This is a genomic window from Natronosalvus amylolyticus (assembly GCF_024298845.1).
Taxonomy (GTDB): Archaea; Halobacteriota; Halobacteria; order Halobacteriales; family Natrialbaceae; genus Natronosalvus; species Natronosalvus amylolyticus.
In genome coordinates this window covers 1,482,530-1,501,851 of the sequence record NZ_CP101156.1, presented here as the reverse complement: position 1 = coordinate 1,501,851, position 19,322 = coordinate 1,482,530, and the positions used below count along the sequence as shown (strand labels likewise).

General features: G+C 61.3%; 25 protein-coding genes. 9 read left to right on the top strand and 16 right to left on the bottom strand.

All coding sequences use genetic code 11. The annotated features are described in order from the left end of the window. Window positions 1–44 precede the first annotated feature (44 nt). Window positions 45–632, top strand: coding sequence for a CBS domain-containing protein (locus tag NLK60_RS07090; protein WP_254810184.1), 588 nt, complete (start codon window positions 45–47; stop codon window positions 630–632). Between the two features lie 68 nt (window positions 633–700). Here the strand turns inward: NLK60_RS07090 and NLK60_RS07085 are convergent, their stop codons facing one another. Next, window positions 701–934 carry a DUF8151 family protein gene (locus tag NLK60_RS07085; protein ID WP_425499069.1) on the bottom strand — a complete coding sequence of 78 codons (234 nt, stop codon included), beginning with the start codon at window positions 932–934 and terminating at the stop codon, window positions 701–703. A gap of 54 nt (window positions 935–988) precedes the next feature. Beyond that, a complete protein-coding gene (locus NLK60_RS07080; protein WP_254810183.1) occupies window positions 989–1,978 on the bottom strand; it encodes a DUF8155 domain-containing protein in 990 nt (329 codons plus the stop codon). A gap of 52 nt (window positions 1,979–2,030) precedes the next feature. On the opposite strand from NLK60_RS07080, the gene NLK60_RS07075 reads away from it, so the two are divergent. Continuing rightward, window positions 2,031–2,744, top strand: coding sequence for a lipoate--protein ligase family protein (locus NLK60_RS07075; protein WP_254810182.1), 714 nt, complete (start codon window positions 2,031–2,033; stop codon window positions 2,742–2,744). A gap of 28 nt (window positions 2,745–2,772) precedes the next feature. On the opposite strand, the gene NLK60_RS07070 is transcribed toward NLK60_RS07075, so the two are convergent. The 4 genes from NLK60_RS07070 to NLK60_RS07055 form a co-directional block, all read right to left on the bottom strand. After that, entirely contained in the window at window positions 2,773–3,477 is a 705-nt protein-coding gene (locus NLK60_RS07070; RefSeq protein WP_254810181.1) for an energy-coupling factor transporter transmembrane component T family protein, read from the bottom strand. Window positions 3,478–3,498: 21 nt separating this feature from the next. Next, window positions 3,499–4,221, bottom strand: coding sequence for an energy-coupling factor ABC transporter ATP-binding protein (locus NLK60_RS07065; protein WP_254810180.1), 723 nt, complete (start codon window positions 4,219–4,221; stop codon window positions 3,499–3,501). Between the two features lie 4 nt (window positions 4,222–4,225). Beyond that, window positions 4,226–4,807 carry a biotin transporter BioY gene (locus tag NLK60_RS07060; protein ID WP_254810179.1) on the bottom strand — a complete coding sequence of 194 codons (582 nt, stop codon included), beginning with the start codon at window positions 4,805–4,807 and terminating at the stop codon, window positions 4,226–4,228. A 347-nt stretch (window positions 4,808–5,154) separates the two neighbouring features. Continuing rightward, the gene (locus NLK60_RS07055) at window positions 5,155–5,445 is read right to left on the bottom strand and encodes a DUF7545 family protein (protein WP_254810178.1); all 291 of its coding nucleotides are present in this window, start codon (window positions 5,443–5,445) and stop codon (window positions 5,155–5,157) included. Between the two features lie 112 nt (window positions 5,446–5,557). Here NLK60_RS07055 and NLK60_RS07050 point away from each other — a divergent pair, with 112 nt between their 5' ends. Then, entirely contained in the window at window positions 5,558–5,701 is a 144-nt protein-coding gene (locus NLK60_RS07050) for a DUF7557 family protein (RefSeq protein ID WP_254810177.1), read from the top strand. Between the two features lie 146 nt (window positions 5,702–5,847). On the opposite strand, the gene NLK60_RS07045 is transcribed toward NLK60_RS07050, so the two are convergent. The 4 genes from NLK60_RS07045 to NLK60_RS07030 all read right to left on the bottom strand — a co-directional run bounded on the left by NLK60_RS07045 (window position 5,848) and on the right by NLK60_RS07030 (window position 8,794). Further along, window positions 5,848–6,291, bottom strand: a complete 444-nt coding sequence (locus NLK60_RS07045; protein ID WP_254810176.1) for a DUF5799 family protein — start codon at window positions 6,289–6,291, stop codon at window positions 5,848–5,850. 106 nt (window positions 6,292–6,397) lie between these two features. After that, the gene (locus NLK60_RS07040) at window positions 6,398–7,237 is read right to left on the bottom strand and encodes a hypothetical protein (protein WP_254810175.1); all 840 of its coding nucleotides are present in this window, start codon (window positions 7,235–7,237) and stop codon (window positions 6,398–6,400) included. A 360-nt stretch (window positions 7,238–7,597) separates the two neighbouring features. Beyond that, window positions 7,598–7,993 carry an OsmC family protein gene (locus NLK60_RS07035; RefSeq protein ID WP_254810174.1) on the bottom strand — a complete coding sequence of 132 codons (396 nt, stop codon included), beginning with the start codon at window positions 7,991–7,993 and terminating at the stop codon, window positions 7,598–7,600. Window positions 7,994–8,071: 78 nt separating this feature from the next. Beyond that, window positions 8,072–8,794, bottom strand: coding sequence for a metal-dependent hydrolase (locus tag NLK60_RS07030; RefSeq protein WP_254810173.1), 723 nt, complete (start codon window positions 8,792–8,794; stop codon window positions 8,072–8,074). A gap of 217 nt (window positions 8,795–9,011) precedes the next feature. Between NLK60_RS07030 and NLK60_RS07025 the strand changes: the two genes are divergently transcribed. The 3 genes from NLK60_RS07025 to NLK60_RS07015 all read left to right on the top strand — a co-directional run bounded on the left by NLK60_RS07025 (window position 9,012) and on the right by NLK60_RS07015 (window position 12,059). Next, window positions 9,012–9,278 (top strand): hypothetical protein, encoded by a 267-nt coding sequence (locus NLK60_RS07025; protein ID WP_254810172.1) that lies wholly within the window; start codon window positions 9,012–9,014, stop codon window positions 9,276–9,278. A 198-nt stretch (window positions 9,279–9,476) separates the two neighbouring features. Continuing rightward, window positions 9,477–11,546, top strand: coding sequence for a DHH family phosphoesterase (locus tag NLK60_RS07020; RefSeq protein WP_254810171.1), 2,070 nt, complete (start codon window positions 9,477–9,479; stop codon window positions 11,544–11,546). Window positions 11,547–11,621: 75 nt separating this feature from the next. Further along, window positions 11,622–12,059 carry an SHOCT domain-containing protein gene (locus NLK60_RS07015; protein ID WP_254810170.1) on the top strand — a complete coding sequence of 146 codons (438 nt, stop codon included), beginning with the start codon at window positions 11,622–11,624 and terminating at the stop codon, window positions 12,057–12,059. Between the two features lie 38 nt (window positions 12,060–12,097). On the opposite strand, the gene NLK60_RS07010 is transcribed toward NLK60_RS07015, so the two are convergent. After that, complete coding sequence (locus NLK60_RS07010; RefSeq protein WP_254810169.1) at window positions 12,098–12,688, bottom strand: DJ-1/PfpI family protein; 591 nt, start codon at window positions 12,686–12,688, stop codon at window positions 12,098–12,100. A gap of 221 nt (window positions 12,689–12,909) precedes the next feature. Here NLK60_RS07010 and NLK60_RS07005 point away from each other — a divergent pair, with 221 nt between their 5' ends. Continuing rightward, window positions 12,910–14,559, top strand: a complete 1,650-nt coding sequence (locus NLK60_RS07005; RefSeq protein ID WP_254810168.1) for a tRNA uridine(34) 5-carboxymethylaminomethyl modification radical SAM/GNAT enzyme Elp3 — start codon at window positions 12,910–12,912, stop codon at window positions 14,557–14,559. 229 nt (window positions 14,560–14,788) lie between these two features. On the opposite strand, the gene NLK60_RS19500 is transcribed toward NLK60_RS07005, so the two are convergent. The 5 genes from NLK60_RS19500 to NLK60_RS06985 form a co-directional block, all read right to left on the bottom strand. Beyond that, window positions 14,789–14,920 (bottom strand): hypothetical protein, encoded by a 132-nt coding sequence (locus tag NLK60_RS19500; protein WP_256530396.1) that lies wholly within the window; start codon window positions 14,918–14,920, stop codon window positions 14,789–14,791. A 63-nt stretch (window positions 14,921–14,983) separates the two neighbouring features. After that, window positions 14,984–15,808: a ZIP family metal transporter gene (locus NLK60_RS07000; protein WP_254810167.1), complete on the bottom strand. Its 825-nt coding sequence runs from the start codon at window positions 15,806–15,808 to the stop codon at window positions 14,984–14,986. Window positions 15,809–15,879: 71 nt separating this feature from the next. Next, window positions 15,880–16,434: an SHOCT domain-containing protein gene (locus NLK60_RS06995; RefSeq protein ID WP_254810166.1), complete on the bottom strand. Its 555-nt coding sequence runs from the start codon at window positions 16,432–16,434 to the stop codon at window positions 15,880–15,882. Window positions 16,435–16,448: 14 nt separating this feature from the next. Beyond that, window positions 16,449–17,162: a DUF502 domain-containing protein gene (locus NLK60_RS06990; protein ID WP_254810165.1), complete on the bottom strand. Its 714-nt coding sequence runs from the start codon at window positions 17,160–17,162 to the stop codon at window positions 16,449–16,451. Between the two features lie 62 nt (window positions 17,163–17,224). Next, window positions 17,225–18,061, bottom strand: a complete 837-nt coding sequence (locus NLK60_RS06985; RefSeq protein ID WP_254810164.1) for a proline dehydrogenase family protein — start codon at window positions 18,059–18,061, stop codon at window positions 17,225–17,227. Between the two features lie 100 nt (window positions 18,062–18,161). On the opposite strand from NLK60_RS06985, the gene NLK60_RS06980 reads away from it, so the two are divergent. Continuing rightward, on the top strand, window positions 18,162–18,707 hold the full coding sequence (locus tag NLK60_RS06980) for a CDP-2,3-bis-(O-geranylgeranyl)-sn-glycerol synthase (RefSeq protein WP_254810163.1): 546 nt from the start codon (window positions 18,162–18,164) through the stop codon (window positions 18,705–18,707). An 84-nt stretch (window positions 18,708–18,791) separates the two neighbouring features. Then, window positions 18,792–19,322, top strand: coding sequence for an orotate phosphoribosyltransferase (gene pyrE / locus NLK60_RS06975; RefSeq protein WP_254810162.1), 531 nt, complete (start codon window positions 18,792–18,794; stop codon window positions 19,320–19,322).

Genomic DNA, 19,322 nt, shown 5'->3' with positions numbered 1-19,322 from the left:
GTGCTGGAGGTAGTTTTTAGGTCGTCAGTGCAGTCTATTAGGATATGGAATCTAATCTCTCGGTCAGAGAAACCCTCACCACTGAATACGTCGGGGTGAGTGAATCTGACAGCGTGCTTGGTGCCGTTCGGCTGATGCGTCACGAACGCGCCGGCTGTGTCTTGGTTGTTCGCGGCTCAGAGGCAGTCGGTATCATGACTGAATGGGACGTTCTCGGCCTCGTAGAGGAGGAAGCCGACCCGGCTACGACGACCGTCGGCGACGTCATGTCCTCGCCGGTGCTGTCGATCGAAGCGGACCGTTCAGTAACCGACGCGGCCGATATGATGGCTCGAGAAAACATCCGTAATCTCGTCGTAGAGGACGAAGACGACGTACTGGGCGTGTTGACCCAGCGCGACGTGATCGCCGTGACGGGTTCGTTCCAGGGGGCGGCAAACGCGACGGGGGAACCGGTCTCGAGCGGACCGGCGGCCGAGCCGGAGGGTGAGGTCGGACAGACGTTGCTCACTAACGGCAACGGCAACGACGAGTTCAGCACGCAGGGCGTCTGTGAGGCCTGTGGCTCGCTCACCGATTCGCTACAGGATGCCAACGGCCAACTGGTCTGCCCGGATTGTCGCCGACTATAATCTGTGGGTCTCGAGTAACTGATCGTTCCTCCTTCGTTTCCAGCGACCTCGAGTGATTGTCCGAAGCCTTAACCGACGATCTGTGCGAACAGTTTGCGGTAGCCGATGCCGACGACGCCGGCGTACAGCATGATGGCACCCATAGCCGCGAGCCAGAGGGCCACGACGAGTTCGCCGGAACCCAGGTACTGGAGACTGAAGTACTCGGCTGCAGCACCAAGTGCCGTCAGTATCCCGGCAGCCAGAGCGTAGGCGAGAAGGACGGCGAACTCGATCAGCAAGTCAGCGTTCAGTGCAGTCATTGGGAATGAGTAGTGGCCTTGAGCAACCTAACCCTTTCCGTTGGTGCCCGCTCGTCAGATTCTTTTCTGGTGCGCGTGGGTGTCGATGTCAACGTGCACCATCGCCCCTCGCTCGAGGTGGTGGTCGGGACAGATGAGTTTCGCTCCGAACCCACCGTCTCGAGCGCAAAAACAGGAGAGGCCAGTAATCGGCGTTCCATCTACGGTGACGGTCACGTCGTCCCAGGTAATCGTTCGTCCGGTTACGGATCCGAGGTCAGTGCCGAGGAGGTTGACGGTGCCGTCCGTCCGCTCAGACGGAGAGTGGCGTTCGTCACTCGACCTATCAGGCTCGAGAAAGCCACCGCCCTGGTAATGGGGAAGCCCGCCATCGAGCACGCCTGTTGTCGCCGTTGCTGTCTCTTGTCTTCTGTCCGTCGCTGTCCCCCTTTTGGCCGTCCCCCTTCCTCTGTGTCTGGTGGCGCCAACGCCAACGAAGCCCGAACCTGGGGTGGGGTGTACGGGTTGGTCGAGGACGGCGTAGGTCTCTCCCGTCTCGACGACGGTGCCGGTGCCGTCCCACTCGAGGGGAGTGACGTCGATGTCGAGTGACAGCTCGAGCGAGCCGCTGGCTCGGTGATGGTTCTGGTCTGGCTTCCGAAAACCGACGTGCAGGTGGTTGTCGACCCAGGGGGCGAAAAATCCGGCGCGGACGAGCGTGCCAAGCGAGTCGCCGGCGTCCACGTACTCGCCGGGTTCGACGTCGGGATCGACGTGCAGTATTCGGGCGACGAGACCGGCGACGGACGGCGGACCGTCACACGAGAGTAAAATCAGGTGGTCGTGTTCTGGCGCGTACGGCTTTGCGGGCGCACGGACGCTCCGGGTTTCGAGGACGGTCCCCGAGACTGGTGACGGTGCGACGGTGGTTCGTCCGTCCGCAAGCGTTCCAGGATAGAGGTCGATGGCAGAGCCTCGGTCGTGGGCGGTGTACGGCGAGTTGTACAGCGAGAATCTGACGGTGTGGGACAGAAACGACGAGTCGACTATCACCGACGAGTCCATATTTCGAGGTGGGGTCGCGGGGCTTTAGATACCTCGGCTCGAAGCCGTCGCCATGACGCAATCCGTTCGAGTGCTTCGGGGTCGCGCCTCGACCATCGAAGACGACCGGGCAGCCAGCGGTCGCTTGCTCGAGGTTGCGGCCGAAGGCGAGCGCGCGGTTCGCGTCTGGACACCCCATCGGCAGGTCGCGTTCGGTCGTCGCGATAGCCGCCTCGAGGGCTACGAGATGGCTCGATCGGCCGCTGCGGAACACGGTTTCCCACCGGTCCAAAGACGGGTCGGCGGCCGAGCAGTCGTCTACGACGGAACGACCACGCTGGCGTTCGCCCGCGCTGAACCGGTCGCGGATTTCCGACGAGGGACTGACGACCGGTACGAGCGACTCACGAGCGACGTCGAAAACGCGCTCGACGGCCTGGGTCTCGAGGTGAGCCGTGGAGAACCCGCCGACTCCTTCTGTCCGGGCGCGCACTCGCTTTCGCTCACTGCCGGGAAGGCGAATGCGCCGCGGAAAGTGGTCGGTATCGCCCAGCGGGTCCAGCGCGAGGCCGCCGTCGTTTCGGGAATTGCCATCGTCACTGGGGCCCACGAACTGGCTGCCGTGCTCGAGGCGGTGTACGGCGCACTGGATGTCCCGTTCGATAGGCGGTCTGTCGGGAGTTTGGCGCTGGCAAATCAAGATATCGGCTACGAGGCGGTCCGCGACGCACTCGAGTCCGCGCTCGTGGGAGACGACAGAGCGGTTATCGAACCCGTCGAGTCGTAAGCCGTCCCGAACGCCGTCTCAGCGACGCTTACAACAGCACTGTCACGACGAGCACACCTGCCAGCGCGAATGCGGGAGCGTCTCCACGGGTCAGCACCAGCGGCGGCAGCGTCGGGTTCCAGGCGAAACACCGTGCCTGCAGCGCGAGCGAGAGCCGGTCAGCGCGGGTGAACGCCCGCTCGAGCGAGACGGTTCCGATGTGGACGACACGTTCGAGGAGGCTTCGCTCGGTACCGAGTCTGGCGGCCGAGGCGTCACGAATCGTCTCGAGGTCCTGTCTGAGCAGTGGGAGGAACCGAAAGACGAGTGCAACGCCCATGCCGAGCAACTGGCCGGGTTTGCCGGGGACCGTTCGTTGAATGGCCGCTCGAGAGTCCCGGACGGGCGTCGAGCGGATGTAGGCAGCGCTGACGAGGATGATCAACAGCACGCGGTAGCTTGCCAGTGCGGGAACGAGTGCCGCCTGGGGATCGAACCAGGGTGCCCCGAGTGTGAACGCACTGACGAGTGGTGCCAGGGCCAGCAGGGGCAGGGCAAAACGGTAGGCGTACAGGGCCTGGCGGAGGGGGACTCGTGCACTCCAGAGCAACCCGAGTGCGAGCCCAGTCAGTACGGCGAGGGCGGAGGGCGTCGTATGCGCGAGTGCGCTCGCAGCGAACCCGACCTGGACCGCGAGCTTCGATCGCGGGTCGAGACGATGAGCGAGCGTGTCGTCGGGTTCGTAGGTGAGCATTGATCTATTGGATGGCGACACTCAGGCTCGAGTCTCCGCTCCCGCTTCGGGAACGCGGACGTTCAGGGCCTCGAGTTCGGCGAGTGCCCGTTTCGGCTCGTCGTCGAGGACGATTTCGCCATCGCGCATGGCGATGATTCGGTCAACAATCGCGTGGAGGTCACGCAGGTCGTGCGTGGCCACGATGATCCCTGTCCCCGCCGCAGAAAGCGTGCGGAGGTGCTCGAGCACGGACTGTCTGGCGGGTTCGTCGAGGCCGGTGAACGGCTCGTCGAGCACCAGATGGGTCGGCTCCATCGCGAGCGCGCCGGCGATGGCGACTCTCGACTGTTCGCCGCCGGAAAGCGTTTGTATACGCTCGGTTTCGCGTCCCTCGAGGCGGACGGCTTCGAGCGCTCGCTGCACTCGGTCGTCGATTTCTGCACGTTCGAGGCCGAGGTTTTCGGGGCCGAAGGCCACGTCTTCGCCGATGGTTGCGGCGACGAACTGGTCTCGAGGTTGCTGAAAGACCATACCGACGGCTGTCCGTGCCGCCACGAGGTCGTCTTCGACCGGTGTGCCGTCGACGAGTACGGTTCCAGAAGTGGGTGTGAGCAGGCCGTTGCAGTGACGCAACAGGGTCGTCTTTCCACTTCCGTTGGCCCCAGCCACCAGAACGAACTCGCCGTCGCCAATCTCGAGGGAGACGTCGCTGAGTACCTCGACGTCGGCGATGGTGTGACAGACGGACCGAAACTCGATCATCGGGTCAGACCGTCTCGATGCGGCCGCTTTTGACGATAGCGGCGGCTGCGGCGAGTTTCACCAGATCGAGTGGGATGTAGTAGGCCGCACCCAGCACGAATGCCTCTGCAAGACTAATTTCGAGCACCGAGGCGAGCCACGGAACGCCGATGCCGTAGATGAGCGTCAGGCCCGAAACCAGGCTCACCGCGAGGACGGGTATCGAGACGGCTGTGAGTTCCCTGAGGGTTCGCCCACGATGTACCATCGCCCCGATGACGAACGCTGCAACCGGGTACGACCAGAGGTACCCGCCCGTATGTCCGAACAGGTGGCCGATTCCGCCGTTGCCGCCGGCGAAGACGGGGATACCGATTGCTCCTGCAGCGAGATAGAGGACCATCGCAACGGGCCCCCAGACTGGCCCAAGAGCGAGGCCGGCGAGACAAACGAACAGTACCTGGAGTGTCAATGGAACTGGCGATACCGGGAGCGGAATCGAGACGTACGCGGTTGCGCTGATCAACGCCGCGAGAAGGGCTGCTCGAGCGAACGACTGTACCACGTCGCCATCGACCAGGTCGACCGGCTGGTTCGAAGTAGCCATATCGGACCAATCTCGTAAACCGTGATTAAAACTTCCGTTTACGAGATTTGCGTGCGGGCTCGAGTGAGCATGATCTAATTACTATACTAAGACGATACTGATCTTGTACCGTTTACTATGTATTTCGTACCAAAATCACGGTTCGGATGTGGTTACCTCGAGCGATCACTTGCCGGGAAACAGTTCGGTCCTGATCGAAGGTGGTGGTTGGCCACAGTCGTACGAGGTTGCTGGCCACGGTCGTACGAGGTGGTTGGCCCGCGATTGAAGATAGTAATTGACTCGGCTTTCGTCCGTAGTTGGGAGTAACAGACGGTGCTGAGCGTTCTATGGATCGCTATGAGCGATTAGTGGTGGTGCCCGGTCGCTTCGGCAAACGTGACGCCGAATCGCTCTTCGAACAGATCCATGATGCGTGCTTCCTGGGCCTCGAGTTCGGCGTCGGGGCCCTCGCCGTGGTGGACGATGTGGTGAGCGCGACTGGCGAACGACAGCAGCGTGATGTCAGCGACCGTTTCGGCACGGTCCTGTCCCTCCTCGGCGAGCAAATCGACCAATCCGGAGGGAATAGTCACGTCGTCGGTCTCGCCGTCTTCGGTTTCGATGGTGAACGTCGTCGTTTCGATTTCGTCTGACATGGCTCTGTAGTTGGTGGGCATCCCTAAAGACCCTGTGACTTTCTCCCTCCAATCCTGACAGTCATTTGGTGTGACTGTCGTCTTTATACGCCTGGGTGTCAAGGGTTCGCACATGCCCAGTGTCGAACTCGAGGAAGAAACGATCGACCGCCTCGACAATCTCCGTGTGGAGGACGAATCCTACGACGAGTTGGTCAGCGAACTGATCAGCATTTACGAGGCAAGTGAACGTACCCTGTTTCACGCTGGGGACTGATCGAGCCCCTGTCCAGACTTGCTGTGTGAGAACTGTGCCGATAGCGGTTGACGGGGTACCCTCGGGCACGGTATGAGGAAGCTGCCGTACTCATCTCGAGGAAGCCACTATTCGGTCGAGATGGCGGACACGGGTTCGTTGGGTGACTACTCGGCCGCCAGCGAGCAGACTTCCTCCCAGCGGCCGTTCGCTTCGATTTTCGCCTGCAACTGCTGGGCGTACTCCTGTGTGAGGGTCTCGGCAGCCTCACGTTCTTCGTCGTAGGAGGCCTCACCGCCCATACCGAGGGCACCCTTGATCGACGAGAGAAAACCGCCAGAACTCGAGGAGCCAGCACCCGGATCAGCACCCATCGCACCGGCCTGGTTTCGAATGTTCTCGAGTTCCGGGAGAATCTGTTCGACCTTGTCGGTGTTGGCGACGACGCGCGCCGTCTCCGGGTCATCGGGGTTCTCGATTTCGAACTCCGTCGCGGTCATGATGAGGCTCCACTCCTGGCTGGTAAAGCGTGAACTCTCGACGCGAGAGGAGAACTCCCGGTCGACGGTCATTCGCTCGCCGACGACGCGATCACTCCACGAATTGGCCATGGTCGACTATTCGTGGTCCAGCGTATCAGCGTTTCCCTCGAGTGACGTTCGAGGTGGTCTCCCTCGACGTTCATCGTGGGAACGATGTCAGTAGTAGCCTGACTGGTTAGGGTGCTGGCGTGACGTTCCGTCGAATCAGCGTCGCGGGCTCGAGTCTGGAGTACTCTGCGGTTGCGACGAACGCGATGGCCCAGATAATCGCGAGCGCGCCCCAGAGGACGCCGGTCGACCCGGACTGGTCGGTGAACGCGATGGACATGAGGCCGTAGTAGGTCATCGGCAGCGCGGCGAGCCAGGCGGCCAGCCGCCAGCCGGTGAACCCGAGTGCGGCGACGAATCCGTACGCGAGCGGTGCGATGGCGAGTCCGGCCATCATCACGTAGTGCCCGTCGAGTGCGTGTGGGTCAGTTGCGCTCGTGGAGAGACTCCACTGGTTGAACGCGAACGCCAGAAGCGGAACCGCCGCGATGGCGACCAGTGCCAGCATGACGGGGCTGTAGGAACTGCCGCGTCGGAGCAGGGTACGACCCGCTGGATGGGCAACCAGCACGATGCTCGTGATTGCCATGAACGGGAGTACCTCCTCGGGTCGGCCGACCCCGTACCAGACGGTGCCGACGGTGATAACGAGAATCGTGACGAACGCACCCCACATGGAAGCGATGCGGGTTCTCGGTTTGTACGCCTGTGCAAATAATCCAAGGAGGAACACGGCAACTACAGCCGCGATTCCCATGACGTGAAGGCGATGGATGCCGAGTTCTGCTCCACCAGTCCCGGTCCATCCGGTCACGAGCGTCGCGAGTAACTCTGGCAGGAATGCAACGGTCATGATTGCCGCCGTGACCAGGGCAAGGGTGAACGCGACGATTCGAGTCTTCCCGATTGTAGATCGGTCTTTGAACGACGATGGTGCTGTCTCAATGGCGATGTCTCTTGTCGACATGATTGATCATGTTGTATTGGACACCCAACAGCATAAACATATCTCGATTGACATTATATTTGAATTGTCTTATTATCCCGAAGTATTTGCTAATTCGTGTCATGGGTGGTCGTGAGGAAAACTCAAATGGGTTTGAAAAGCCGCTATAGGCTTCTATTGTTCCTTGCTCGAGGGAGCGGAAAACCGAGACCATCGTATAAATCTGACACTCTCTATTATATGTCAATCACTTGGGTATGTATAGATGGGTTTTCTGAAGGGATAGCTGGTTGCTCGTATTAGCTCCCTCTCCTCTCGGTGGAGTGCCTTCCCCAGAGCCTGCTACCGTACACGAACTGAGGAATACGTGATCGAGTCGATCTAGAACGCGTCGCCTTCGAAGCTCGTCTCGGCGTGCAGCGAGTCCTTCAGGGCGTCGTGGACCTTACACAGTTCGAACGCGCGGTCGACGATCTTGTCGCCGGTTTCGTCGTCGACGTCTGCTTCGACGCGAATATCAAAACTGACTGCCTCGAGTTTGTCGTCGTCGTTGAGGTCGCCGGTGACGTCGATAGCGATCTTCCCGAGGTCGTCGACCCCGCGTTGTTGGCCGCCGACGCGAAGCGCCGGGACGTAACAGGCTCCGTAGGTCGCCAACAGCGTCTCGAGCGTGTCCGGCGCGTCCTCGCCGGTGGCGTCGATGGTCGTTTCGAACTGTCGGATCGTATTCGTCGCGCTGAATCCCGCTTCGGAGACGGTGGTGACTTCTTTTGTCATTGCATTTTACCTCTCGACAGCCACCGCCGTAAACGCAACGGAGTCGGCCAAATGGATTCGTGCTGAGCGCGACCTTCGTCAGAGCGAGAACGTTTCGTCGCCCTCGAGGACGACGACCTCGGCGTCGCTGCCGGTGGCCGTCACCTCGCGTTCGAAGTCCGCCGGGTCCTGCTCGATCGGTGGGAACGTATCGTAATGTTGTGGGAAGGCGTAATCGACGTCCAGCCAGTCGACGGCGATGGCGGCCTGCCAGGGGCCCATAGTGAAGTGGTCGCCGATGGGGACGGCTACGGCATCCGGCTCGAGGTGCGGACCGATAACGTCTCGCATCTCGGTCATGAGGCCGGTGTCGCCGGTGTGATAGAACGTCGTCGACTCCTCGTCTGAGACCTGGGTCGGTTTCGTATCGGAGATGATGAACCCGGCTGGCATGCCGGCCTCGACGTCGTACTCGGTCATGATGCCGTTCGTGTGGTCAGCGCGGTGCATCGTCACGTACGCGTCCCCACACTCGACGGTGCCGCCGAGGTTCATGCCCATGCCGCCGACGGCGTTCCCGTGACCGAAGTTGTCCTGGCAGTACGACACCAGTTCGGGTGTCGCGACGAGGGTCGCATCGGGGAACGCCTCGGCGTGGGCGATGTGGTCGGCGTGTCCGTGCGTGAGCAGAACGTAGTCAGGTGCGTCGACGTCATCCGGCTCGAGGTCAGTCTTCGGATTGTCGAAGAAGGGGTCGATCAACAGGTCGGTGTCGCCAACGGTAACGTGCCACGTCGAGTGGCCATGCCAGGTAAGCTCCATACGGTTGTCCCTTCCGCTGACAGAAATATAAAAGTGGCCGTCGCTTCCCAGCCTTCAGAACCACTCGAGGTAAATCTGCCCCGGGATTGAGACGAATCTGTCCAGGATCGAGGTGAATTACGCCCTCTCGAGGGGTCGAGATAGGGCTACTATAGCGTTTTGTTACGGAAACGGGCCACACCCACTTTTGTACGCGCCGTTCGTAGCTGCCGGTCACATGATCACGCTGAATCTCGAGAATTTCATGATCGAACTGAAAGACGGCAGCCTGAAAAACGTCGGCCCGACGAATAAATCGGCGACGGCAAAACTGTTCGCTGTCGAGGAGGCAGAGGCCCGCGAGTTCGGCGACAAACGCGTCAAGCTCGTCTTCGAAGACGACGAAGGCAACGAGGTACAGGTCGCGCTGTTTCCCGAAGAGGCTCGAGCGATTGCAGACGACCTGGCCGACCTCGAGGACTCCTCGCCCGTGTTCGAAGAGTAGGGCATCGGGCATGCGAACGGATTCGCCATAGCCGTCAGCTGAAAGTCGGCGGGACCGGCCGAAAATCCTGGCCCGAACACGTTGAAACCGACAGCAACGGGACCGATAGCCTGTGAAAAATCTCTCCGGATCGCTCCCTCGAGTGTGGCGAACGTATTTCGACAACCGTTTTAGGCACTACCTGTTTGTGTCGAGTAGATGGGTAACTGTATCATCTGTGGCAAGCCCGTCGACGGCTGGGTCTGTGAGTTCCACCAGGAGGACGTCGCCTTCGAGTTCGAAGGCACGTCCCCGTCGGAACTCGTCCCACCTCGGTACTACCGAGGGACTGTCGACGGTTACGCCGACTTCGGTCTCTTCGTCGATATCGGAGACCACGTCACGGGTTTGCTTCACCGAAGCGAGTTGGATAGTCGTCTCGAAAGCCTCGACCTCGAGCCCGGGGACTCCGTTTACGTCCAGGTGCTCGACGTCCGGGACAACGGAAACGTCGACCTCGGCTGGTCGATCCGCCAGGAACCACGTGAGTTCCGCGGCGAGATTATTCAGACGGCTGACGGCGAACAGGTCCTCCCCGAGGAGCGAAATGACGACGCGGACGACGCAGCAGACAGCACCGAACCGGAAGCCGATTCCGAGACGGATACCGCGCAACCGACGACCGCTCCGTCGCCATCGCCCGTCGAATCGACGAGCGAGGGTGGGGCGGGTGCTGCGACGGCAACCGCGCAACCGGCGACCGACGACGCGGCCGACGCGACGGCCGAACTCAACCGAACGACCGTCGACGCCATCGGCGACCAGGTCGGTTCGCTCGTTCGCCTCGAGGGCGAGATTGCGAGCGTCCGCCAGACCAGCGGTCCGACCGTGTTCGAACTCAGCGACGAAACCGGGACTGTCGAATGTGCCGCCTTCGAAGAAGCCGGCGTTCGTGCCTACCCGTCGGTCGAAACCGGCGATATGGTTTCGCTGGGTGGCGAAGTCGAACGCCGCCGTGGCGACCTACAGGTCGAAACGGAAGCGCTCGAAATCCTCGAGGGTGAAGAGGAAGCGACCGTCGAGGCCCGACTCGACGCCGCTATCGAACAGGAAGCACGCCCAACTATCGTCGCGCCGCTGGCCGAAGATGAATCGGTCGCCGCGGTCGAAGACGACGTTGTCGAGGCTGCGACGACGATTCGCCGCGCCGTCATGGAAGCGCGCCCGATCGTCGTCCGCCACAGTGCGACGGCAGACGGTTACATCGCCGGTGCGGCCATCGAACGCGCCGTCTTGCCGCTGATCGCCGAGAAGCACACGCGCGACGACGCCGTCTACCACTACTTCGAGCGACGCCCGCTCGAGGGCCACGTCTACGACATGGACGCGGCAACTGGCGACGTTACCTCGATGCTCGAGGCTCGCGACCGTCACGACGAGCAACTCCCGTTGGTCGTGCTGGTCGACGCCGGTGGGACGCGTGACTCGCTCGACGGCTACGACCTGCTCGACATCTACGGAGTCGACCGGCTGGTCATCGACGACAGTCGCGCCGACGCCGAAATCGTCGACGCCGTCTCCGTCGCTGTCTCACCGTCGCTCGCTGGCGACCAGGTCGACCTCTCGACGGTCACCTCGAGCGTTCTGGCAGCGAACGTCGCCGCCCACGTCAACGACGACGTCCGTGGCGACCTCGAGCACCTTCCCGCCGTGAGCTTCTGGGGCGACGTCCCCGAGGTGTACGCCGAACTCGCCGCGTCTGCCGGCTACGACGAGACCGCCCAATCGGAGCGACGTGAAGCGGTTTCCCTCGAGGCCTACTACCAGTCCTACAAGGACAAACGCGAACTCATCGCCGACTTGCTGTTCGACGACGATGGTGACCTCGCAGCCCACGTCTCCGAGCAGTTCCGCGACAAACTCGAGACCGAACTCGAGGCAGCACGCGTGAACCTCACCACCGAGGATGTGGACGGCAGCGCCGTCAACGTCCTCGATACGGCGGCGTTCACCCACCGGTTCAACTTCCCGACGGCTATCTTGCTGCTCGAGGAACTCCACCGGCGAGACGACGTTGCGGTAACGCTCGGCGTCGACGAGGACGAACTGCACGTCCGCGACGGTGACGCCATCGACGTTCGAGAACTGGGCGAGGCCGTTCGAAAGGCCGTGCCGAGTGCTGGCGTTCACGTCGTCGGCGGGCGCGATGGCTACCTGACGTTCCTCTCGGGCGAGCGCGACGCGGTTCGCGAGGCCGCCCTCGAGGCCGTTGGCGAGCGCCTGAACTGAGCGAACCGTCGTCTTTCTTCGACTGCAACCTCTCGGAGTAGAAACGTCTTTTTACCTCCGAAATGACAATCTGTTATGGCAACGGAATCGACGGTTGGAGAGCGTTTTCGCCGGAACGCCTCGGGCATCGCAGCGACCCTGATTACCGGCCTGTGGCTCGGGTTGCTGGTGAGCGGTGTCGGTGGCGACCTCTGGCTCGCCGTCATGTTCTTTGGCTACGTCGCCGTGATTCCCATCGTTTCGATGCTGTTCGACGAGGACGAGTGGGAAGGTGACTGGAACGAAGACGAGAGTGCCGACCGGAAAGCAGCGGACGCAAACGGAGATATGGATGCGACCGACGCCCTCGAGACGCTTCGGGACCGGTACGCTCGCGGGGAACTGACCGACGAACAGTTCGAACGGAAACTCGAGCACCTGCTCGAGACCGAATCGCTCGAAGATCTCGAGGACCGACTGTCCGAACAGGACTCCAGAAGCCGATCACGCGACCGGAGATTGGAGCTCGAGTAAGCCCCGTTCTCGACGTCGTCTGTACTGTGTTCGTCTGATCAGTCGTCTGCAGCGATCGGCTCTCCGTGTGAGATTTCGTCACCGAGCAGGGCCATGAATTCGGCGAGCCACTCGGGGTGGTCCGGCCAGGCCTGTCCGGTAACGAGGTTGCCGTCGCGTACGACGCCGTCGACCCAGGAACAGCCGGCTGCTTCGACTTCGGCGCGAACGGCCGGGTAGGCCGTCATCTCGTACCCCTCGAGCACGCCGGCGGCAGCCAGAATCTGCGGCCCGTGACACAACGAGGCGACCGGTTTGTCCGCCTCGAAGAAGTGCCGAACCGTCTCGAGCACCTCGTCGTAGGTGCGGAGGTACTCCGGTGCGCGCCCGCCCGGGACGACCAGCGCGTCGTACTCGGTTGGGTCGACCTCGGCCATCGTGGCGTTCAGGACGAAATCGTGGCCGCGCTCCTCGAGGTACGTCTGGTCGCCACGGAAGTCGTGGATGGCCGTCTTGACCGTGTCGCCGCTTTCTTTCTCCGGACAGACCGTATCGACGCTGTGACCGACGGCCTCGAGGGTCTGGAACGGAACCATTATCTCGTAATCTTCACCGAAATCGCCGACGATCATGAGGATGTGTTTTCCCATAGTCTCACCCGGAAAGTCCTACATCGAACTCGCATATAATATTGACACAGGTTAGCGTGGCCACACAGGTTACTGTAGGTAGAAAACGTTGGCCCCATCGCTGTGTAGTGGTCTCCTCTCGTTTCTTCTCAGCGGCTGGCTGCTCTCCTGTAAGTATCAGTCTACAGGTTCGACAGTCGAGACGATACCCTTAACCGGGTTCCACGGCCATACATTCCCAGATGAGCGGTGCCAGTGAAACCGAGGCCCTCGAGGCAGTGTGTGAAACACTCGTCGAGCGAATCCTCGACGGTGAAATCGAGCGAGACGAGGTCGAGAAGGCCAAGCTAGCGGCGTGTTCGGAACACTCAGCACCGAAGGTGCCGAAAAACTCCGAACTGCTCGATTACGCGCCACAGGAACACCGCGAGACGCTCGAGGCAGTGTTGCAGCGCAAACCCGTCAGAACGGCCTCTGGGGTCTCGCCGGTGGCGATTATGACCAGTCCAGAGCGCTGCCCACACGGGAAGTGCCTGTACTGTCCCGGTGGCCCCGATTCGGAGTTCTCGAGTTCTCAGAGCTACACCGGGCAGGAACCCGCCGCCGCCCGTGGCGTTCAGAACGATTACGACCCCTACGGACAGGTCACCTTACGACTCGAGCAGCTACGCGAAATCGGACATCCTGTCGACAAAGTCGAACTGATCCTGATGGGCGGAACGATGACCGCCCGAAGCCACGACTATCAGGAGTGGTTCGTCAAACGCGCCCTCGAGGCGATGAACGACTACGACGTCGAGAAAGAACCTGAACCGGCAGAAGGTGTCAGCTTCGCCCAGGACTTCGACGAGTACGAGTTCAAATACATCGAAGACGTTATCGCCGAAAACGAGACGAACGACGTCCGAAACATCGGGACGACGTTCGAGACCAAGCCCGACTGGTGTGACCCCGAACAGATCGACCGCATGCTCGAACTCGGCGGGACGAAAGTCGAGGTGGGTGTACAGACGACCTACGAGCGCATCAACCGGGAGATGCACCGCGGCCACGGGACGAAAGACTCCATCGATGCCAACCGCCGGCTCCGGGATTCGGCGTTCAAAGTCGGTTTCCACATGATGCCCGGCCAGCCAGGCATGAGCAAGGAGATGTGCCTCGAGGATTTCCGGGAACTGTTCGAATCGACCCAGTGGCGGCCGGATTACCTCAAAATATACCCAACGCTCGTGGTGCGAGGGACTGCGACCTACGACTGGTGGTACAACGACGAGTACGACCCGCTCGACAACGATGAGGCTGCCGAACTGGTCGCTGAAATCAAGGACATGATTCCCCGGTACACGCGGCTTCAGCGGGTCCAACGCGACATCCCTGCTGATTTCATCGATGCTGGCGTCTGGAAGTCGAACCTGCGACAACTCGCCCGCAAGCGCATGGACGAACACGGCTGGACCTGTGACTGCATCCGCTGTCGCGAGGTCGGGATGAACGACGAGGAGCCCGAAGAACTCGATCTCGAGGTGCTGACTTACGAGGCCTGTGGCGGCACCGAACACTTCATCTCCATCGAGGACTTCGAAAAGGACCTGTTGATCGGCTTCTGTCGGCTTCGATTCCCCAAAGACCCGGTGCGTGCCGAACTCGAGAACGCCGCCCTGGTTCGCGAACTCCACGTCTACGGCAGCGAGGTGTCAGTCGGCGACGAGAGCGAAGGCGGGCAACACCAGCATCAGGGATATGGCCGACAGCTCATGGAACGGGCGGAAACCATCGCGGCCGACGCCGGCTACGACAAGGTCAGCGTCATCTCGGGTATCGGCGCTCGAGCGTACTATCGCGACAAATTGGGATACCATCAGGACGGTCCGTACGTGAGCAAGCGTCTATAAACGAGAGCCGGTTGCGGATTGTTTTCGGATAGGTTGGACAACTGTACTTTCGGTTACGCTCAATGGCTCCTGATGGGGTTCGGGACCGTGAGGGGAACTGGCCACTCACTCGTGATGGACTCGACGGGGGCTCGAGTCTCGTCCAAGATTGATAATTTTACCAAGAATTAGTTAATTTTATAGTGTGTTGTTGTGAACGGGTAAACGCCGACCACGTCGGCAGCCAGGTTCATTTCCCCCACAGATGGACTGGCCGCATCTCCCATTCGGTTCCGTCGCCGGTCCGGGCACCCTGTCCCCACAACGCCCGATCGGTCGACGGCTTCGATTCTCGTAGTTGCGCAGTCATCTCGTCACTCATACGGTTTGCTGGCGTCTCTTACTGATGATTCTCCTATCGGGTCGCCAATCACCGTAAATTGCATCAGACGGCCAGTACAGTGTCGACGACGAGCATCAGTGCAAAGCCGAGCAGGAACGCCACCGTCGCCGTGTCGACGTAGCCGTGACCGTGACTCGAGGGAATCATCTCTCGGAAGACGACGGCGATCATCGCCCCGGCGGCGAATCCGGCCGCGACGGGAAAGAGACCGGTTACCACCGCGACCAGTGCGAACCCGGCCGCAGCAGCAATCGGTTCGGGAACGCCACCGGAGAGCGTCGTATACAGGACCGTTCGGGGCGGTGAAACCCCCGCTCGAGCGGCCGGCACGGCCATCGCGAACCCATCGGGGATGTTCTGGACGGTGATCGCGATGGCGATGGCGAATCCCAGGGCCGGCTCTCCGCTGGCAAAGGCGATGCCGACAGCCAATCCCTCGGGGACGTTGTGAATCGTCACGGCTCCGCCGACCAGTAGCGCTCGGCGTTTGTTATCTTGAATCGCTGTGGTCTCGAGCGCCGATCGAGTTTCGTCAGCGCCGTTTTCAGCCATAATTGCCGTCCCCTCGAGTTGTTCTCCTCGGTCTGTAAAACGCAGATGCAGGTGCGGGAGTGTGGCGTTCGCCACGAGCAAGAAGCCGCCGCCGGCGAGGACCCCGATGACCACCTCGAGTGGAGTCCCGATCTCGAGTCCGGGAACGACCAGCGCGAAGACGGCAGCACCGACCATGACCCCGGCGGCAAAGCCAACAGCGCCGTCGTAGAGGCGATGGCTCACGCTGTCGGTATAAAACGTGGGCAATGCCCCAATACCGGTGGCACAACCTGCGGCAGTGGCGATCAACACGACCTCGAGCAGCGAGACCATCGTCTGTCAATATACTCGTTCAGATTGCGTAATAGTGACTGGGTTCGGTATCCAAATTTGAATCGGTGACGCTACTCCGTCTCGGTTTCGCGAGAGAGACTCTCTCTGGTCGTCTCGAGTGTTGCAGTCTCGAGCAAGCACTCGAGTTTCTTCTCGAACTGTTCGTCACCGAGTTCCCCGCGTGCATAGCGCTCCCGAAGGATTTCGTGGGCGTTCGTGGTGGATTGTTGGCTACCGGTTACCGGGTTCGTATCGGTGTGCGGTGTCGGACCGGTCTGCTGGCTCGACGGCTCCTTCTTGCCTTGCGGAGATGCTGATTCCGTTCCAGAGTGATTCGAACGTCCATCCATCGCTGTTGGCGTAGAGTCTCGGTCTCGAGTTCCTTCAATACGATCAGACGACTGCTGGCCCTCGAGCCACACCGGTGCCGTGAGATACAACGGCAACAGACAGGCCAGGGCGACGGCAGCGAGGCCAGCGAGGAAGACGCCAGGGAATCCGGCCTCGAGCGTCGAGACCAGGTAGAGGGTCAGGAATCCGACGAGCGCACCGAACACACCGCTCAGGGCGATCCAGTGGCGTTGCCGTCGAAGAGGCTGTCGTGGGTTCTTTCTGGCTTTAGCCATTCGTCGAACTCGGACTAATCGTCACCGGCTTCACGCTTTTTCTCGTCGCCGGTGGCCGCTCGTTCGTCGATCACGTCGATCGAGATCCCACCCTCGAGCCCCCGACCGCGATCGGCATCTCCGAATCCGGCGCTCAGCACGCGGGTGAGGGCGTCCTCGACGTCTTCGTCGAGTTCGGTGATTCGGTCCGATTCGACCTCGATGACGAATCCGGTCGTAATGTTCGGTGAGGTCGGCAAGAACAGCACTTCGCGGTCGTCATCGGTCGTTCTCCCCGTTTTGAACGCCGTCATCCGCAACCCGTCCCAGGTCTCGAGTTTGACCGGGGTCTGCAGCGAATCCTGTTCACCGAAGGCGGTTTCAGCGGCCATCTTCGAGGCGTTGTAGACGACGCGCAAGCCAGGTACTCGGTTGGCCAGATTGTCGAGGATTCGCTCGAGTAGGCCACCGACGGTCGTCCGCATAAGATACCCCATCGACAGCGTGAGGATGATGAAAACGGTCAGGACGACGACGACACGAAGGAACTGTGCGAGTTGCTCGCGGGTCTGGTCGGCCCCCTCGAACGCCCCGTCGGGGATCAACGGTGTGAGTACGTCGGCATCCAGAATCACGCCAGGAGTCATCCCGGCGATGATTCCGTAGAGCCAGAAAAGGATGTACAGAGAGACGAGGATGGGACCGAGGACGATCAATCCGCTCGCAAAGTCCCGCTTCCACGAGGTCATGTGATGGGAGTCACACTATGGGGTTATCAGCCCTTCCCTTTTTCCGGCGAGTTGCCCGCATCTCAGCGACCGAGAATGGCTCGTGCAGCAAACAGCACGTTCTCCTTTCGCTCCATCATGCGGCGGTAGAAGTACGATTTCCAGCGACCGCCGTAGGGGACGTACTGCCACATTTCGTACTCCGCCGCGAGTTCGTCCTGTGCGTCCTCGCGCACCCCCATCAACATCTGTAACTCGAAATCCGTTCCGTACTCCTCGTGGAGTTCGATTCCGTACTCGATAAACTCCGGGTCGTGGCTACCGATCGCGATGCCGCCGTCGAAGTGTTCGAACGCGTACTCGAGCAGTTCCCGATAGACGCGATTGACCTCGGCTTTGTCCTTGTAGGCGACTTCAGCGGGTTCGTCGTAGGCGCCTTTGACGAATCGTACCTTCCCGGGCACGTCTGCGAGGCGTTCGACGTCTGCTTCGGTCCGTTTGAGATTCGCCTGCACACAGACGCCGACGCCACCGTCGTACTCCCTGGCGAGCGATTCGTAGGCGTCGAGGGTAACGTCAGTGGTCGTGTGATCTTCCATGTCGATCCAGACGAAGACGTCGTGTTCGGCCGCCTCCTCGACGATTTCCTCGAGTAACGCGCGGAACACGTCATCGCCGAGGTCGAGGCCGATCTGTGAGGGTTTGACCGAGATGCAGGCGTCGAGTCGCGAGTTCGCGATGTCACGGACGAGTGAGCGGTACTCGGCCGCGTCGGCTTCGGCCGGCGAACGGGAGTCGTAGTGCTCGCCGAGGAGGTTGACGATGGCCTTGATGTCGCGCTCGTTGAGCGACCTGACGTGCTCGAGAGCGGTTGCAGGGCTCTCCCCGGCGACGAACCGACTCGCGATAGGCGGAATCATACCCAACAGTCGGGAGCCGAGTACTTTCCAATTTGTGGTTCGTTCGTCCGGAGCGACCTGAACCACCCCGATTAAGAACGAGGGGTTCGTTGGCGCGGATATGGCAGTACTCGAGACGATCGCCGTCGCGTTCTGGGTGATGTTACCGGCGTATATTCCGAACAATGCGGCCGTCCTGTTCGGCGGTGGTCCACCGATCGACGGCGGCCGAGAGTGGGGTGGAAAACGCGTTCTGGGGGATGGGAAAACCTGGCGCGGGACCGCTGGCGGTATCGTTTCGGGGCTCGCAGTGGCAGGACTGTTGACGCTCCTCGCGCCATCGGTGGGCGACGTCGTCGGATTCGAGGTCCCCGACTTCACGCCGTTGGCAGCCGTCGGCCTCGCCGGCGGAGCGATGCTCGGCGATATTCTGGCATCGTTCGCCAAACGCCGTACTGGTCGTGAGCGCGGCGCGATGTTCCCTGGCGTTGACCAGCTCGATTTCGTCGTGGTCTCCCTGCCGTTGACCGCCTTGCTCGCCACCGACTGGTTTCGAACCTGGTTTACGCTCGAGGTTATCCTCGTCATCGTTATCCTGACGCCGATTTTGCACGTCACGACGAACGTGATCGCGTACAAACTGGGGCTCAAAAACGAACCCTGGTAAGGCGGGCCGCCACACACCGTTCGATAGCTTCTCCTCGGACACACATCACATCCCTTATTTGAACTCGGTGCGCCACTCTCGCCAATGACGAACCAGGCACTCATCGATGCACTTCGTGCGGCCGATGCCGTCCAGTTTGGCGAGTTCGAACTCTCACACGGCGGGACCAGCGAATACTACGTCGACAAGTACCTCTTCGAGACCGATCCGCGCTGTCTCGAGTTGATCGCCGAGGCCTTTGCCGACCGACTCGAGGGCGACGCGAAACTCGGCGGCGTCGCCCTCGGTGGCGTCCCACTCGCGGCCGCAACGAGCGTCGCTGCGGGCGTCCCCTACGTTATCGCTCGGAAACAGCGTAAGGAGTACGGAACGGCGAACCTCATTGAAGGACGACTCGAGCCGGGCGAGGAGGTCGTCGTCGTCGAGGACATCGTCACGACGGGGACGAGTCTGGTCGACGCGGTGGAAGCGCTGCGCGAGGCGGGTGCGACCGTCGAACGCGCGCTCGTCGTCGTCGACCGGCAGGAAGGCGGTCGCGAGAAGGTGGAAGCGGCAGGCCTCGAGATGGAGGCGCTGGTGACTGCCGACGAACTGCTGGCAGACCGGGACGCCTGA